We start from the raw sequence: 14,620 nt of genomic DNA on the forward strand, positions 1-14,620 counted from the left end.
CTGAAGTCAGTGAGCGAGCGCCTGGCGCACGGCCGAGGCGATTTCCAGCGGATGGAAGGGCTTTCCCACGAAGCCCACCGCGCCCGCGGCCATGGCCTGCTCCACGACGGGCTCGGCATCCATGCTGCTGATGACGAGCACGCGCGTGCCGGGCGACACCTGCTTGATGGCGCCCAGGACCTCCAGCCCGCTCTTCTTCGGCATGAACAGGTCCAGGAACATCACCGCGGGCTGCTCGCGCGCTGCCACCGCGAGGCCTTCCTCTCCGTCCGCGGCCTCGAGCAACCGCAGCTCGATGCCCGTGTCGGCGATGACGTCCTTGAGGATGCGGCGCACGAAGCTGTCGTCGTCGACGAGCAGCAGTGTCGGGGTGTCGGACATGGCACCGCATGATACTTGGACCGCGCAACATCCGCGCGAGGACCTGGAGTGCCTGCCTGCCTTTTTAGGTTAAGGGGTGAGCATGCCCATCGCTCAGGCCCTCTCTCACTTCGAGTCCCAGAAGAACGCCTACCTCGAGGACCTCATGGCCCTCGTGCGCATACCCAGCGTCTCGTTTCCCGGGTTCGACCCTGCCCGAGTGCGTCAGAGCGCGGAGGCGACTTCTCGACTCTTGAAAGACCGTGGGTTTGAAAACATCCAGCTACTCGAAATCGACGACGCGCATCCGTACGTCTACGGCGAGGTCCTGAGGGCGCCAGGCGCACCGACGTTGCTGTTGTACGCCCATCACGATGTGCAGCCCGCGGGCGACGAAGGGCTGTGGAAGAGCCCGCCGTTCGAGCCTCGGATGCGCGACGGCCGGCTGTACGGACGAGGCACCGCGGACGACAAGGCGGGCATCGTGGTCCACACGTCGGCGGTGGACGCGTGGCTGAAGGGCACGGGCCGGCTGCCGCTCAACGTGAAGGTCATCATCGAGGGCGAGGAGGAGATTGGCAGCGGGCATCTGTCCGCGTTCCTGCAGAAGCACTCGGCGCTGTTGAAGGCGGACGCCATCGTCCTGACGGACACGGCGAACTTCGACACGGGGCTGCCGTCCATCACCACGGCGCTGCGAGGGCTCGTCACGGTGGACGTGGAGGTGAAGGCGCTGAAGCAGGCGGTGCACTCCGGCATGTGGGGTGGGCCGGTGCCGGACCCGGTGATGGGGCTGTGCCGGATGCTGGCCACGCTGACGAACGCGGACGGCTCCATCGCGATTGAAGGGTTGCAGGAGCAGGTGAGGCCGCTCACGTCGGGCGAGCGCGAGAGCATCCAGTCGCTGCCGGGGAACGAGGCGTACTTCCGCGAGCAGGTGGGGCTGTTGCCGGGCGTCCAGGTGCTGGGCGGGCGTCACCCGTGGGAGATGAACTGGCGACAGCCGAGCATCGCCATCAACGCCATCCAGGCGAGCACGCGCAAGGACGCGCGCAACATCATCTGCGACGCGGCGTGGGCGCGCGTGGGCATCCGCATCGTCCCGGACCTGGAGGCACGGGACGTGGAGCGGCGGTTGAAGGAGCACCTGAGCAAGGTGTGCCCGTGGGGGCTGGAGGTGGGCTTCCACACGGAGGGGGCGTCGGGCTGGTGGTACACGGACCCGTCGCACCCGGCGTTCCAGGCGGCCTTCCGCGCGCTGGAGAAGGGTTATGGGACGAAGGCGGTGGCCATCGGCTGCGGCGCGTCCATTCCCTTCGTGGAGCCCTTCGCGAAGGAGCTGGGCGGCGTGCCCGCGCTGCTCATCGGCGTGGAGGACCCGTATACCTATGCCCACTCGGAGAACGAGAGCCTGCATGTGGGGGATTGGGAGAAGTCCATCCGCAGCGCCATCCATCTCTACGAGGAGCTGGCGAGCGCGCTCACGGCGCGCTGAGGCGCGAGTCACCGGCTTCGCTCCGGTGGGTTTTTTGGGACGTTGGAGCCGTGCTTACCTCATGAGGGCGACGAGCTTTGAGAGGGGAGGCGCGCGATGTTCAAGGGAGTGGACACGGGAGTGGTGGCCGGGAGCCTGGTCACCCTCGCGTTCGTGGTGCTGATGCCGATGGCCGTGGTGCTGTGGGCTCGGCGTCGACTGGGAGTGGCCTGGACGGTGGTGGGGTGGGGGGCGCTGGCGTTCGCGGTGTCCCAGCTCCTCACCCGGTTGCCCTTGACGCAGGCGCTTCAGTACGCGCTGCGTGACGAGCTCAAGAGCTCTGAGTTTCTTCGCAACGTCATGATGGTGGTGCTGTGTCTCACCGCGGGGCTCTTCGAGGAGACGGCGCGACTGTGGGTCTTCGCGCGTCCGTTGCAGGCCTACCGGCGCTGGCGTGACGCGGTGGGATTTGGCGTGGGCCATGGAGGGTTGGAGTCCGTGCTGCTCGTGGGAGGCCTGGTGGTGCTGGGGCTCCTCAACATGGTGGCGTTGGCGAACCTGGACCCGTCGACGCTGCCGCTCCCGCCGGAGCAGGTGGCGGAGGTGGTGAAGATGAAGGCGACCTTCGCGGCGATGCGCTGGTGGGAGCCGCTGCTGGGCGCGTACGAGCGGGTGGGCGCCATGGTGCTGCAAGTCGCCTTGTCGGTGCTGGTGTTGCAGCGCTACGTGCGCGGGAGCATCCGGTGGTACTGGCTGGCCGTGGGGTTCCATGGCCTCGCCAACCTCGTGGCGGTGGCGGTGGGGCAGGTGTGGGGGCCCCTGGCGGCGGAGGGTGTGGTGACGGTGACCGCGCTCGTGGGGCTCGCCATCATCGTCCACTTCCGGAGGGACGAGGTGGCGCGGGAGGGAGGTGTGGCCTCGCCTCAGGCTGTTGCCGTCGCCAGTCCCTGAGGCGAGGGCGCTGGGTCAGCTACAGTCCGGGTCGATATAGGGACAAATCAGCCCTGAACAGCACCCATCGTTATCGCACTCGCACGAAGAGGGAGCAGCAGCGACAGTTGCCTCCTCCTTGCACTCTTCCTGTGTGGAAGTTGAGGCGCAAGCGGTCAATAGGCCCGTGGCCATGGCAAGCAGGATGGTTGCCATTCTCATGATGTTTTCCTTTGGGTGTTTGTTTGGTTTCCGCGTGTCGATGGTAGTGAGTTGGAAAGTTGGTTGTCAAACCTGATGAGGATTTCTGACAGCCCTGTGGCCATTGCGACTGCGTCGTAATTCCGAGCCGTGGACTGGGGTTGGGTCAGACTTCGTCGTCAGGCAGGAGCGTGCGGAGCAGCTCGTCGTCGGGACCGAGTGGGCGCCAGCCAGTAGGAGGTGGTGTTGCACGGAGGGCTCGCCTTGCCTGTCGTACTCGCTCCTCATGCGTCTCGGGCGTGTAGCTGCTCCAGCGCGCCAGGGCGTGGGCGACATCGAAACGATGGGTCTCATCCTGTGCGGCCGGCCACCCATCAGGAAGGTGCTGGGACAATTCACGCACGAACTGCCCGCGCACCAGCCTGGTGACCTTCTTGCTTCGCTCCGCTTCGGCGACCAGCCCAGTGAAGACCTGCACACCCGCGAGGTCGTCCTTTCCCAGTTCCTCGGCCAACTCGACCAACGATGCGGTAGGGCGTGCCTCGGCAAATGCGGTGAGGGAGTCGTAACCGCGCGCGCGGACCCGCTCGTAGAGACGCGCCTTCCAGTTACCTTGCCAGGAACGCCCGTCGGTCATCGCCTGCTACCTCGAGTGAAGTTCATCGGAATGTCGTAATCCTTCATGTTCTGCGAGACGACTTTCAAGACCTCGTCCCGAGTCAACTTCTGGCCAGCTTCGGTCTCGGCATCACGTAGCACTCGCATAATCATCTGATTCCATTCCTTGGGCCACGTGCGACCGAGCTTCCAGTTGCCGCCTCCGTGAATGGCCTCGTGGTGTGATTTCTCCATCCGGACACAGAACTGGTCGATGTCCATGGCGCCCTTGAAGCCGCGCTGCTCGAACCATTCACGGTGCTCTTGCGGCATGACGTGGTGCTTTGGCGCCTCGGACATGCCCGCCCCGGCTCTTCCCGTCTCGTGCATGCCGCGCACCTCGGGACTGTCGCCCAAGGCTTCACGCACGCCCTTGGGCAAGTCCCGGTGCGATTGAGCCATCAGCACCTGTCCGGCGTGGACACGGACAGCCGCGCTGGCGACCGGCATGGAGATGACTCCCGCCTGGACGAGCCGTCGCATCATCTCCACCCACTCCGCGGAGACGACCAGGTGCGAGCCCGCCATCACTCCACCCGGACTCACCGCGAGTCGCGCGCCCATCAGGACAGGCCCCGAGGGAGGCAGCCGGGGAAGTGACACGCGCAGCGCCGAAACCATGGCCACCATTTCGAGGAACTGTGCCACCGCGACGACTTGCCCTACACGCTCGGTTGCCAAGCGCGCACCCTCGCGAATGGTGCTGAACTCCTGGGTCAGCTGGCCCATCAACTCGGGCATCGCAGCGGCCGTGGCCTCCACCCGCCCTGGCTCCAGCGAGGAGAGCGCCGTCAACGAGGGCTCCAGCCGCTTCTGAACGCGCTCCATGTCCGTGAGCAACTGCTCCACGCTGTAGGACGGGCACTGTTGGAGCAGGGCATCGGCGAGCTGGAGGAAGTCGAACCAGGACGCCAACAACATGGCGCCAGCCATGGTTGCCTGGAGGCGAGGCCCTGTCATCTTGAGGAGGGCCACCGCCATGTCCGGGTCGTCCACAGAATCGGAGGCCTCAACGAGCGTGGCCGTGCCTCGGAGTGCGCCACGGAGCCAGGGAAGCTGATTCGAGCCGTAGTCGAAGTAGCCGGAGAAGATGTCGGCGTTTCCACCAAGGCCCCGCGTGTGCGCGGCGAGCTTGGGGAGGTCACTGGCGAGCACCTCCGTGGAGCTCTTCACCTCGTCAGCCGCCTCGATGACGGCTTGACGAGTCTCCGCGGCTCTCTGCTGGCTTTCCGCGATGACCTCCGCCTCATTCTCGCGAAGGTGCTGGCGTCGTTCCCGTGCGCTGGAATGGCGCGGACTGGAGTCATCCGCCAAGCCGTCCCGCGAAGACTCCAACAGCGCGGCGTCCCGTTGCGAATGCCGCAGGGACCTCCCCGCACCGGAGGCGGGCGACTGGGTGGCACAGCCCGTCACCAGCATCACCAGACTCAACAGCACGACGTTCGTACGCAGGGCCCACCCCCAGCTCCGCCCATAGGCGACTGGCGGAGTCCTCATTCCACAGCAGGAGCGGGCGGTTTCAAACGCGAAAGGCGTCCACGAGGAGATGCCTGTGGGCCGTGGACCCCTATCCCGTGGCTACTTCTTGATGCCCAGCTGCGCGAGCGCGGCCTTCACCCAGTCCTTGATGGACATGGTGTCGAACGGAATCGCTTCTCGGCCCGGGTACTTCTTCTCGAAGTACGTCACCGCCGCCACGCCCATGGCGAACGCGGTGCCTCCGCTGGCGGCCCCCTTGAGCAGCCAGCCCGCCACGGGAATCCAGCCCACCGTCTCTCCGACGATGCTGCTGGCCGCCTTGCGCGCGACGATGCCCGCGCCCAGCGTGGGCACCAGTCCGAGCGACTCTCCCAGGCTGAGCTTCTCTCCGTAGATGCCAGCCACGTGGTAGATCATGTACGCCTCGATGGCGGACGTGAGCGCCGTGTGCGCACCCGGCACCGGGATGGGAATCGCGGCGGCACCAGCGGCGCGCAGGGCGCTCTCCTCGACCCAGCTTCGCGCGGTCTTCTCTGCGGACATGGACGTACTCCCGGGCAGTCGTTCGCACCCACCTTAAGGACTCTGGCCGTGCTCCGAAAGAGGGAGCGACACGCGCGGGCGGCAATCAAAGCGCCGTGGAGCGTAGGAAGGACATCCCCATGAAAACCCTCTTCATCGACAGTGAGCGGCGTCTGCGCAACGGCTGGAGGGCCCTGGGCTTCATCGCGTTGTGCGTGGGCCTCGTGGCGCCGTTCCTCGTCCTCCAGCGCCAGTTGCCCCTGGGGTGGCGACAAGTCCTTCCGGAGCCGCTCTGCGCCTTTTTCGGAGTCCTCATCTCGAGCTGGCTGTGCCTTCGTTTCGAGGGCGAGCGCTTGTCCTCGCTCGGAGTTTCCTCGGCACGGCGCTCGGGCCGTGACTTGGGGCTCGGGCTCGCGGGTGGCGTGGTGCTGGTGACAGTCGTGGCCGCCATCGTCTTCGCACTGGATGGATTTCATCTGGAGCGAGCGACGCACAACGGCGCGGGGGGGCTCCTCAAGGCCGCCTGGTTCATGCTCGGGGTGGCCTTGTTCGAGGAGACGCTGTTCCGCGGCTATGCCTTCCAGCGCGCCCTCCGGGGCCTGGGGCCCAACTGGACGCAGCTCGTGTTCGCGGTCGTCTTCTGTCTGGCCCACTCCTTCCCCGACATGGCTGGAGGGGCGCTCGCGGTGGCGATGACCAACATCTTGCTGGCGGGATGGTTGTTGGGGCTCTGCTACCTGCGCACGGGAGGACTCGCGCTTCCCGTGGGCGTGCACCTGGGCTGGAACGGGATGCTGGCCCTGCTGGGCTTCGGCGTGAGCGGCGAAGAATCGAAGGGCGCGTGGACCCCTGTCTTCCACGACCGGCCCGAGTGGCTCACCGGAGGCAGCTATGGGCTGGAGGCCTCCATCGTCAGCATCGTCGTGCTGAGCCTGTTCACCCTGGCCCTGGTGCGCTGGAAGGGCTCGCGTCAGGGCGAGGTGCCTGCCGCGCTGCTGGGCCAGGGGGCCTGAGGGCCTGGGCCCCGGCTCAACGCGGACGGAACCGGTCCGTGGCCTCCACCAGCGCGGACGTCGTGCCCGGCTCGTTCGCCGAGTGTCCCGCATCCGGAACGATGACCAGCTCCGCCTCCGGCCACACCTGATGCAGCGCCCACGCGCTCTCCGGCGGGCACACCACGTCGTAGCGACCCTGGACGATGACCGCGGGGAGGTGACGGATGCGCGGCACGTCATCGAGCAGCTGCGTGTCCGAGCGCAGGAACCCACGGTTGATGAAGTAGTGACACTCGATGCGCGCGAAGGCGAGGGCGAAGTCGTCCGCGCCGTTGCGCGCCACCAACTCCGGATTGGGGTGCAGGTAGCTGGTCCGCGCTTCCCATACGCTCCAGGCCCGCGCGGCCTCGTGTCGCGTGGCAGCGTCCGCGCTCGTGAGGCGCCGGTGATACGCGCTCAGCAAGTCACGCTGTTCCTCCTGGGGAATGGGCGCCAGGTAGTGCTCCCACGCGTCGGGGAACAGGGCGCTCGCGCCGCGCTGGTAGAACCAGTCCAGCTCCTGCTTGCGCAGGAGGAAGATGCCGCGCAGCACCAACTCCGTGACGCGCTCCGGATGCGCCTGCGCGTAGGCCAGCGACAGCGTGCTGCCCCAGGAGCCGCCGAAGAGCTGCCAGCGCTCGATGCCCAGGTGCTCGCGCAGACGCTCCATGTCCGCCACCAGGTCCCAGGTGGTGTTCTCCTCCAGGCTCGCGTGCGGCGTGCTCCGGCCACAGCCTCGCTGGTCGAAGAGGACGATGCGATAGGCCGCCGGGTCGAAGAACCGCCGCTGCTTCGCGTCCGTGCCTCCTCCCGGGCCACCATGGACGAAGACCACGGGCTTGCCCTTCGGGTTGCCACACTCCTCGAAGTACAGCTCGTGGAGCATGGAGACCCTCAAGCGGCCGATGCGGTAGGGCTCCAGTGGGGGATACAGCGTCCGCGACGGCGAGGACGGAACGGACATGCGCCTTCCAGGGCAGCGAGAGAGCCTCTCACGCTAGCAGACCGGTTCCTCCTCGCTGGCCCGCCCACGCGTCACCGCCCAGGGATGTTCGCGTGGCCTCTTGCCTGGGGAGGAGACTGTCAGGCAGGGCACATGCCGCACACAACGAAGGCGGCCCGAGCACGATGTGACGACGATGTTGCCCGGGCTCAACGTGGAGGTTGCGGGAGGGGTGGATGCTGCTTCGCGTCGCCCCACACCCCGGAGCGTTCCATGAACCTCGCTTCCCTGATGAACCCCCCTCGGAAGACCGATGCCGACGTCGCGCCCCGCCGCCTCGCGCTGGTCCGCATCCAGGCCACCGTCCTGGTTCAAGGCGCGGTGAGCGCGGCGAAGGACAGCGTGAAGTCCTTCCGCCACATGCGCGATGTCCTCACGGGAACCTACTCTCAGGCCCGCGTTTGAGTGCGTGAGCCCCTGCACGATTCTCGTGCGGGGCCGCGCATCGAGGGTCATCGCGCGACTCGTGGTTCGCGCGCGGCATTGAAGGCCGCCCCTCACCGCGCGACGCACCGAGCGCGCGGAAGGCCGCAGGTCGCGGGCTGGAGGGAGCCCGCGCGACTCACATTCACGTGGAGGCACTGTGTCGCCGGCCGTGTCGGAGCCGGCGACTCCTCCGCGTCAGGAGGGCGCGCCGGGGCTCGGGCTGGTTCCCGGGTTCGCGGGCGCGTCCTCCTTCGGAGGCGGCGGTGGCACGCCCTTGCCCGCGGGCGCCACCATCCGCACCTCGGAGACATCGCTCAGCGCCAGGCCGTCGCCCTTGGGCTCCGTCTCCGTCACCGCGATGACGTCACCCCGGCTCAACTGGAGGAACCGCTCGTTCTTCTCATTGCGGTGCCGCTCCTGCATCGCCAGACCCACACGGCCTTCTGGCCCGCAGCCGATGTAGCGGTGCCGTCCCTTGCCCTCCAGCGGCTCGGAGACGATGCGGAACAGCCGGCCCGGCGGCGGCTCCGGCCACTCCTCACCCTTGGGCGCCAGTATCAGGTAGCTCATCTTCAGCGCTTCCTTGTGCAGGCTCGCCGCGCGCGCCAGCTCCTCCACGACGCGAGGCATGGGCCAGGGCCGCTCGGCATGGCACCAGTCGGTCTCCTTCACCAGCGCCGGACACGCCCCGCGGTACATGCACGGCGCGCGCACCGCGTAGCCTCGCGCCACCATCGCGTCGCGCACGTGCAGCAGCCCTCGGCTCGTCTCCCGCAGCGCGGGCTCCATCACCAGCAGGCTCCCACCGCGCTTCACCTTCGCCAGCGCCGCCTCGAGCAGCGCCGCCCGAGGCGTCGTCGCGCTGTCCCCCGTGCCGTACAGCTCGTTGATGACGTGGCCCATCGTAATCAGGTCGTACTGCCCCTCCGGCAGCACGGCGGCCTTCTTCGTCGGGTCCCACTCCCGGGTGGCCAGCGCCTCGCCGGCCTCCGTCGCCAACGCGCGCGCCAGGTTGAGCGCGGCCTTGCTGCGGTCCGCCGCCGTCACTTCCTTCCCACCCGCGTCCAGCGCCGCGAAGGCCACCGGACCCGGGCCGCTGCCCAAATCCAGCACCTGCCGGGGCCGGTTCGGCAGCTCCCCCAGCACCTGCCGGGCCTGCGCGTAGGAGACCGGCCAGTAGAAGAGCAGGTAGGCGCCCAGGAGCTTCGGGTCGTCCATGTAACGCGCCCCGGCGAGCTGACGCTCCCGCGTCAAGCCCATCGAGAGCTGGCGCACGCCGGCGCCCACTTCCTTCACTTCCTGGGGCGTCAGTCGCCCCTCCGGCCCGTCACCCTTGCCGCGCGACGCTCGCCACACGGCGATGAGCCGCGGCATCCACCGCTCCAGGTCCTTGCTGTATCCGTTGCTCATCCCGCCAAGCCTTCGACCAAGGGGCCGCTCCCGGAAGCCGCCCATGCCAACCGGTTGTCACCCCGCCACTTGCTCAACTCCACGGTCGCCACCCGGGGACGTCCGCGTTAAACCCTTGTCGCACATGATCTCCGTCCACGGGCTGCGCAAGCACTACAAAGTCCACAAGCGCCCGCCAGGCCTCAAGGCGGCCCTCCGCTCGCTCTTCCATCGTACCTACACCTCCGTGAAGGCGGTGGACGGCATCTCCTTCGACATCCGTCCGGGAGAGCGCGTGGGCTTCCTGGGCCCCAATGGCGCCGGCAAGACGACGACGCTCAAGGTCCTCTCCGGCCTCTTGCACCCCTCCGAGGGCGAGGTCCGCGTGGACGGGCACGTGCCTCGCCTGCGCGAGGAGGCGTTCCTCAAGAAAATCATGCTCGTCATGGGGCAGAAGCAGCAGCTCTTGTGGGACTTGCCTCCGGCGGAGACCTTCGAGCTCAACCGCGCCATCTACGACGTGCCCGCGCTCCAATACAAGCAGACGTTGGACGAGCTGGTGGGGCTGCTGGAGCTTGGCGACCTCATCGGCAAGCCGACGCGCCAGCTCTCCCTGGGGGAGCGGATGAAGTGCGAGCTGGCCGCGGCCCTCATCCACCGGCCCCGCGTGCTGTTCCTGGACGAGCCCACCATCGGCCTGGACGTGTCCATGCAGGCCACCATGCGCACGTTCATCAAGGACTACAACGAGAAGTACGGCGCCACGCTCATCCTCACCAGCCACTACATGGACGACGTGGCGGCCCTCTGCCCGCGCGTCATCGTCATCGACAAGGGCCTCTTGTCCTACGACGGAAGCCTGGAGGCGCTGGTGCAGCGCGTGCGCCCGGAGAAGCGCGTGGTGCTGCGGCTGTCGGAAGAGGTGGACGCCTCGCGCCTGGAGCCCCTGGGCAAGCTGGTGACGCACGAAGCGGGCACCGCGGTGCTCCAGGTGAAGCAGGACGCCGTCAACGCCACCATCTCCCGCGCCCTGTCCGGGCTGCCGGTGATGGATTTGACCGTGGAGAACGCGCCCCTGGAAGAGGTCATGAGCGAGCTGTTCGCGGAGACCAAGGCCCGCAGGCAGCACGCCGCCGAGTCGGTGCCGGCATGAGTGCCCGAGGTCTGCTGCGGGCCCTGCCCACCATGCTGCGCGTGAGCTTCGCGGAGTCGGTGGCCTACCGGGCGGAGATGTTCGTCTGGGTGCTGTCCACCACCATGCCGCTGGTCAACATGGTGCTGTGGATGGCGGTGGCCAAGAGCGCCCCGGTGGGCAACTTCGGCCAGGCGGACTTCGTGGGCTACTTCCTGGCCACCTTCGCGATACGCCAGCTCACCAGCGCGTGGGCCGCGTGGCTCATCAACTGGGAGGTGAAGCAGGGCACGCTGGCGATGCGGCTTTTGCGTCCCATCTCGCCCCTCTGGGGCTATGCGTCCGACAACGTGGCGGGCTTCCCCATGCGCCTTGTCGTGGCCTTGCCCGTGGTGTTCTTGAGCATCGCGCTGGTGGGCGCGGACAAGGCGGTGCCCCAGCACGCGTGGCAGTGGGGGCTGTTCCTCGTCGCGATGCTGGGCGGCTGGGCCATCACCTTCCTGGCCAACGTGGCCATCGGCGCGCTGAGCCTCTTCCTCGACAGCAGCCAGAAGCTGATGGAGGTGTGGATGGTCCTCTTCTTCGTCTGCTCCGGCTACATGTACCCGGTGGAGTTCCTGCCCGAGGGCGTGCGCGCGGTCATCGACTGGCTGCCCTTCCGCTACCAGATGGGGCTGCCGGTGGAGTTGATGACGAACATGCATGACCTGCCCACCGCGCTGGGCCTGGTGGCGAGGCAGTGGGCGTGGGTGCTGGGGATGGGCGCGCTCGCGGTGGGGCTCTGGAAGCAGGGCGTGAAGCGCTTCGCGGCGTTCGGAGGATAGGGGCATGGTGCGGCGATATCTGCGACTGCTGGCGGTACAGCTCAAGGCGTCCGGGCTCCATGCGCTCCAGTACCGGATGGACTTCTTCACCGACGGCTTCACGTCGCTGTGCTGGGTCTTCACCGCGCTGGCGCCGCTGTTCGTCGTCTACGGCAGCCGGCCGGAAGTCGAAGGCTGGAGCTTCGGCGAGGCGCTGCTCGTCGTGGGCTGGTTCACCCTGCTGCAAGGCATCCTCGAGGGCGCCATCAACCCCAGCCTCACCGGCGTGGTGGAGCACATCCGCAAGGGCACGCTGGACTTCGTGCTGCTCAAGCCCGCGGACGCGCAGTTCCTCGTGTCCACGCAGCGCTTCCTGCCGTGGCGCGCCTTCAACGTGCTCACCGGTCTGGGCCTCTTCATCTACGCCTTCATGCTCCTGGGACGCGGGCCTTCCGCGCTGGGGCTCCTGACGTCGCTGCTGCTGCTGTGCACCAGCACGCTGCTCCTGTATTCGCTGTGGATATTGACGGTGAGCGCCGCGTTCTTCGTCGTCCGGGTGGACAACCTCACCTACCTCTTCACGTCCATCTTCGACTTCGCGCGCTGGCCCTCGTCCATGTTCAAGGGCGTGGCGAAGGGCGCGCTGACGCTCGTCTTCACGTACGTGATTCCCCTCGCCTTGATGACCACCTTCCCCGCGCAGGCCATGCTGGGCCGGCTGCCGGCGCTGTCGCTGGTGGGCGCGGTGGTGGGCTCCGCCGCCTTCGCGTGGGTGGCGCGGCGCGTCTGGATTCGCTCCATCGGCCACTACACCTCGGCCAGCAGCTAATCCCTCTCACGTCACCCGAGCCTTCCGGGCTGTCGAGCGCTTGCTGACTCAGTGGTGGGGTGTATCAACCCCACCTGTTTCAGGCGGTGTCGACGTAATTTTTCAGGTGCCGAATTGGCCTCCTTCCTCGGGGCTGGGGTAAGGGCCGCTGCGTGCGGCTCGTCGGGCGCACACCCCCCGAAGGGAAAGGACCCCCACCCATGAATCGATGTATCGGGCTCGGCCGCCTGGCCGCGCTTGTGACGGCGCTCGTCCTCGCGGGATGCTCACACGAGGAATTTGCAGAAGCGTCGGAAGCGGAGAGCGCTGCGGGCTTGGACGTGGCGAGCCAGGGTTGGACGCCCACGCCGAGCATGTCGCTCCAGCGGATGGACCACACCGCGACACTGCTGCGCACCGGGAATGTGTTGGTGGTGGGCGGGCAGTCCTCGGCGAACGCGGAGCTGTATGACTCGAAGGGCGTGCGCTGGCTGTCCGGAGGCACGCTGGGGGCCGCGCGACGCAGACACACCGCGACGCTCCTGAACAACGGCAAGGTGCTCGTCGCTGGCGGCGACTCTGGCGCGTCCGCCACGGGCACCGCGGAGCTGTATGACCCCAGCACGGGGACCTGGGCGGCGACGGGGCTCCTCGACACGCTGTGCTCCGGACACACGGCGACGTTGCTGTCGAACGGGAAGGTGCTGGTGGTGGGCGGAGAGAACGGCGCGAGCACGGGACTGTCCACTGCACGACTCTATGACCCGGCGGCGGGGACGTGGTCCCCCACGGGCGGGCTGCGCAGGCCGCGCGTCGGGCACACGGCGACGCTGCTGGGCAACGGGAAGGTGATGGTCACCGGAGGCCGCGTCGGGCCTCGGGGTGAGTACGTCAATGACGTGGAGCTGTATGAGCCGAGCACCGGGCTGTGGACACAGGTGGCGAGCCTGCTCAGCGCGCGCGCGGGGCACAGCGCGACGCGGCTGTTGTCCGGCAAGGTGCTGGTGGCGGGCGGCTTCCTCGACGAGTTCACCGCCTCGCGGACCTCGGAGCTGTATGACCCCAGCGCTGGCAGCTGGGCGCCGGTGGCGCAGCTGCTGCCGGGAGAGCGGGCGCAGCACACGGCCACGCTGCTGCACTCGGGCGAGGTGCTCGTCACGGGCGGCACGGACGGCAACAGTCCGTATCTGCAGACCGCGACCATCTTCGACCCGTCGTTGGTGCGGTGGAGCGCGACTCCGCCGATGAGCGCGAGCCGGCTGGGACACACGGCCACGTTGTTGCTCCAGGGCGAGGTGTTCGTCACGGGCGGCAGCGCGGAGGGCACGCAGGGTGCCTCCTCGGCCGAGCGGTTCTCGGTGCCCACGCCGCCCTGGCGCCCCACGGCCACCATGTCGACGGCGCGGTATCACCACACGGTGACGCTGCTCGACTCGGGAAAGGTGCTGGTGGCGGGAGGGACGAGCACCGGGAGCAGCGCCCTGTCGGGCGCGGAGCTGTATGACGAGCACCTGGTGACGTGGACGCAGACAGGAAGCCTCGTCACGCCGCGCTTCCTGCATGGCGCGGCGGAGCTGCCCTCGGGCAACGTGCTGGTGGCGGGCGGGCAGGCCACCTCGTCGTCGTACCTGTCGTCCGCGGAGGTGTATGACCTGGCCACCGGGCAGTGGACCAGCACTGGGGCGATGGCGGGGAATCGCTCGCGGCACACCACGACGTTGCTGGAGTCCGGGCAGGTGCTGGTGACGGGCGGACGGATGTCCTCCAGCTTCAGCAGCATCCTGGCCACGGCGGAGCTGTATGACCCGCCCTCCGGGACGTGGCGCGCCACGGGCACGATGAGCGTGCGTCGCGTCAATCACACCGCGACGATGTTGCTGTCCGGGAAGGTGCTGGTGGTGGGCGGCACCACGCCTTCCGGAGACACGGCGACCGCCGAGCTCTACGACATGCACACGGGCCAGTGGACGCAGACGGGCTCCATGGCGGGCACGCGTTATGGGCACATCGCGGTGGCGTTGCCGGGCGGCAAGGTGCTGGTCGCGGGTGGATGGGGCTTGGGCGGAGCGCTGGCCACGGCCGAAATCTATGACCCCGCGCAGGGCGGCTGGACGACGGTGGCGCCCATGACGAGCAGTCGCTACGGGGCGCTGGCCTCCGTGTTGTCCTCGGGCCGCGTGCTGGTGCTGGGCGGGGATGCCGGGGCCGCCACGGGGCTGCTGTCCACGACGGAGGTGTTCGACCCGGCGCTGGGCCAGTGGACGTCCGCGGGCACCATGTCCAACGCGTTGTCGAGCGCCACCGTGACTCGGCTGGCCATCTCCGGACGGGTGCTCGTCGCGGGAGGACTGGGGACCAGCGGCGCGCTGTCCTCCGCGGAGCTGTACACACCCGCGCTCTGA

At 68.1% G+C, this 14,620-nt stretch carries 14 protein-coding genes and 1 pseudogene; 9 read left to right on the plus strand and 6 right to left on the minus strand.

The window, feature by feature from the left end; translation table 11 throughout:
- Positions 1-6 precede the first annotated feature (6 nt).
- Positions 7-381 (minus strand): response regulator, encoded by a 375-nt coding sequence (locus ACN469_RS39960; protein WP_253994867.1) that lies wholly within the window; start codon positions 379-381, stop codon positions 7-9.
- An 82-nt stretch (positions 382-463) separates the two neighbouring features.
- Here ACN469_RS39960 and ACN469_RS39965 point away from each other — a divergent pair, with 82 nt between their 5' ends.
- Together ACN469_RS39965 and ACN469_RS39970 are read left to right on the plus strand one after the other, a co-directional pair.
- On the plus strand, positions 464-1,855 hold the full coding sequence (locus tag ACN469_RS39965; protein WP_498777022.1) for a M20/M25/M40 family metallo-hydrolase: 1,392 nt from the start codon (positions 464-466) through the stop codon (positions 1,853-1,855).
- A gap of 96 nt (positions 1,856-1,951) precedes the next feature.
- Entirely contained in the window at positions 1,952-2,785 is an 834-nt protein-coding gene (locus ACN469_RS39970; protein ID WP_498777024.1) for a YhfC family intramembrane metalloprotease, read from the plus strand.
- A 346-nt stretch (positions 2,786-3,131) separates the two neighbouring features.
- Here the strand turns inward: ACN469_RS39970 and ACN469_RS39975 are convergent, their stop codons facing one another.
- The 3 genes from ACN469_RS39975 to ACN469_RS39985 form a co-directional block, all read right to left on the minus strand.
- The gene (locus ACN469_RS39975; RefSeq protein WP_498777026.1) at positions 3,132-3,602 is read right to left on the minus strand and encodes an NUDIX hydrolase; all 471 of its coding nucleotides are present in this window, start codon (positions 3,600-3,602) and stop codon (positions 3,132-3,134) included.
- A complete protein-coding gene (locus ACN469_RS39980) occupies positions 3,599-4,795 on the minus strand; it encodes a DUF2380 domain-containing protein (RefSeq protein ID WP_498777028.1) in 1,197 nt (398 codons plus the stop codon). Before ACN469_RS39980 ends, ACN469_RS39975 begins: the two co-directional genes overlap by 4 nt.
- A gap of 405 nt (positions 4,796-5,200) precedes the next feature.
- Complete coding sequence (locus ACN469_RS39985) at positions 5,201-5,644, minus strand: DUF697 domain-containing protein (protein ID WP_498777030.1); 444 nt, start codon at positions 5,642-5,644, stop codon at positions 5,201-5,203.
- Between the two features lie 119 nt (positions 5,645-5,763).
- On the opposite strand from ACN469_RS39985, the gene ACN469_RS39990 reads away from it, so the two are divergent.
- Complete coding sequence (locus ACN469_RS39990; protein WP_498777032.1) at positions 5,764-6,636, plus strand: CPBP family intramembrane glutamic endopeptidase; 873 nt, start codon at positions 5,764-5,766, stop codon at positions 6,634-6,636.
- A gap of 16 nt (positions 6,637-6,652) precedes the next feature.
- Here the strand turns inward: ACN469_RS39990 and pip are convergent, their stop codons facing one another.
- Positions 6,653-7,621: a prolyl aminopeptidase gene (gene pip / locus ACN469_RS39995; protein WP_498777034.1), complete on the minus strand. Its 969-nt coding sequence runs from the start codon at positions 7,619-7,621 to the stop codon at positions 6,653-6,655.
- A 252-nt stretch (positions 7,622-7,873) separates the two neighbouring features.
- Between pip and ACN469_RS40000 the strand changes: the two genes are divergently transcribed.
- Positions 7,874-8,065: a hypothetical protein gene (locus ACN469_RS40000; RefSeq protein WP_498777036.1), complete on the plus strand. Its 192-nt coding sequence runs from the start codon at positions 7,874-7,876 to the stop codon at positions 8,063-8,065.
- 216 nt (positions 8,066-8,281) lie between these two features.
- Here ACN469_RS40000 and ACN469_RS40005 read toward each other — a convergent pair whose 3' ends face one another.
- Positions 8,282-9,496, minus strand: a complete 1,215-nt coding sequence (locus ACN469_RS40005; RefSeq protein WP_498777038.1) for a small ribosomal subunit Rsm22 family protein — start codon at positions 9,494-9,496, stop codon at positions 8,282-8,284.
- A 232-nt stretch (positions 9,497-9,728) separates the two neighbouring features.
- Between ACN469_RS40005 and ACN469_RS40010 the strand changes: the two are divergent.
- The 5 genes and pseudogenes from ACN469_RS40010 to ACN469_RS40030 all read left to right on the plus strand — a co-directional run.
- Positions 9,729-10,247, plus strand: a pseudogene (locus ACN469_RS40010) (ABC transporter ATP-binding protein); the annotation flags it as partial.
- A gap of 15 nt (positions 10,248-10,262) precedes the next feature.
- Entirely contained in the window at positions 10,263-10,628 is a 366-nt protein-coding gene (locus ACN469_RS40015) for a hypothetical protein (protein WP_498777326.1), read from the plus strand.
- Positions 10,625-11,431, plus strand: coding sequence for an ABC transporter permease (locus tag ACN469_RS40020; RefSeq protein ID WP_498777040.1), 807 nt, complete (start codon positions 10,625-10,627; stop codon positions 11,429-11,431). Before ACN469_RS40015 ends, ACN469_RS40020 begins: the two co-directional genes overlap by 4 nt.
- A gap of 4 nt (positions 11,432-11,435) precedes the next feature.
- Positions 11,436-12,239, plus strand: coding sequence for an ABC transporter permease (locus ACN469_RS40025; protein ID WP_498777042.1), 804 nt, complete (start codon positions 11,436-11,438; stop codon positions 12,237-12,239).
- Positions 12,240-12,439: 200 nt separating this feature from the next.
- On the plus strand, positions 12,440-14,620 hold the full coding sequence (locus ACN469_RS40030; protein WP_498777044.1) for a kelch repeat-containing protein: 2,181 nt from the start codon (positions 12,440-12,442) through the stop codon (positions 14,618-14,620).

It is taken from the genome of Corallococcus terminator, from assembly GCF_049194865.1.
Lineage (GTDB): Bacteria > Myxococcota > Myxococcia > Myxococcales > Myxococcaceae > Myxococcus > Myxococcus terminator_A.

Bases quoted from the DNA above. Each gene is read 5' to 3' on its own strand.
- ACN469_RS39960 (WP_253994867.1), bottom strand. From the start codon at position 381: ATGTCCGACACCCCGACACTGCTGCTCGTCGACGACGACAGCTTCGTG.
- ACN469_RS39965 (WP_498777022.1), top strand. From the start codon at position 464: ATGCCCATCGCTCAGGCCCTCTCTCACTTCGAGTCCCAGAAGAACGCC.
- ACN469_RS39970 (WP_498777024.1), top strand. From the start codon at position 1,952: ATGTTCAAGGGAGTGGACACGGGAGTGGTGGCCGGGAGCCTGGTCACC.
- ACN469_RS39975 (WP_498777026.1), bottom strand. From the start codon at position 3,602: ATGACCGACGGGCGTTCCTGGCAAGGTAACTGGAAGGCGCGTCTCTAC.
- ACN469_RS39985 (WP_498777030.1), bottom strand. From the start codon at position 5,644: ATGTCCGCAGAGAAGACCGCGCGAAGCTGGGTCGAGGAGAGCGCCCTG.
- ACN469_RS39990 (WP_498777032.1), top strand. From the start codon at position 5,764: ATGAAAACCCTCTTCATCGACAGTGAGCGGCGTCTGCGCAACGGCTGG.
- pip (WP_498777034.1), bottom strand. From the start codon at position 7,621: ATGTCCGTTCCGTCCTCGCCGTCGCGGACGCTGTATCCCCCACTGGAG.
- ACN469_RS40000 (WP_498777036.1), top strand. From the start codon at position 7,874: ATGAACCTCGCTTCCCTGATGAACCCCCCTCGGAAGACCGATGCCGAC.
- ACN469_RS40005 (WP_498777038.1), bottom strand. From the start codon at position 9,496: ATGAGCAACGGATACAGCAAGGACCTGGAGCGGTGGATGCCGCGGCTC.
- ACN469_RS40015 (WP_498777326.1), top strand. From the start codon at position 10,263: ATGGACGACGTGGCGGCCCTCTGCCCGCGCGTCATCGTCATCGACAAG.
- ACN469_RS40020 (WP_498777040.1), top strand. From the start codon at position 10,625: ATGAGTGCCCGAGGTCTGCTGCGGGCCCTGCCCACCATGCTGCGCGTG.
- ACN469_RS40025 (WP_498777042.1), top strand. From the start codon at position 11,436: ATGGTGCGGCGATATCTGCGACTGCTGGCGGTACAGCTCAAGGCGTCC.
- ACN469_RS40030 (WP_498777044.1), top strand. From the start codon at position 12,440: ATGAATCGATGTATCGGGCTCGGCCGCCTGGCCGCGCTTGTGACGGCG.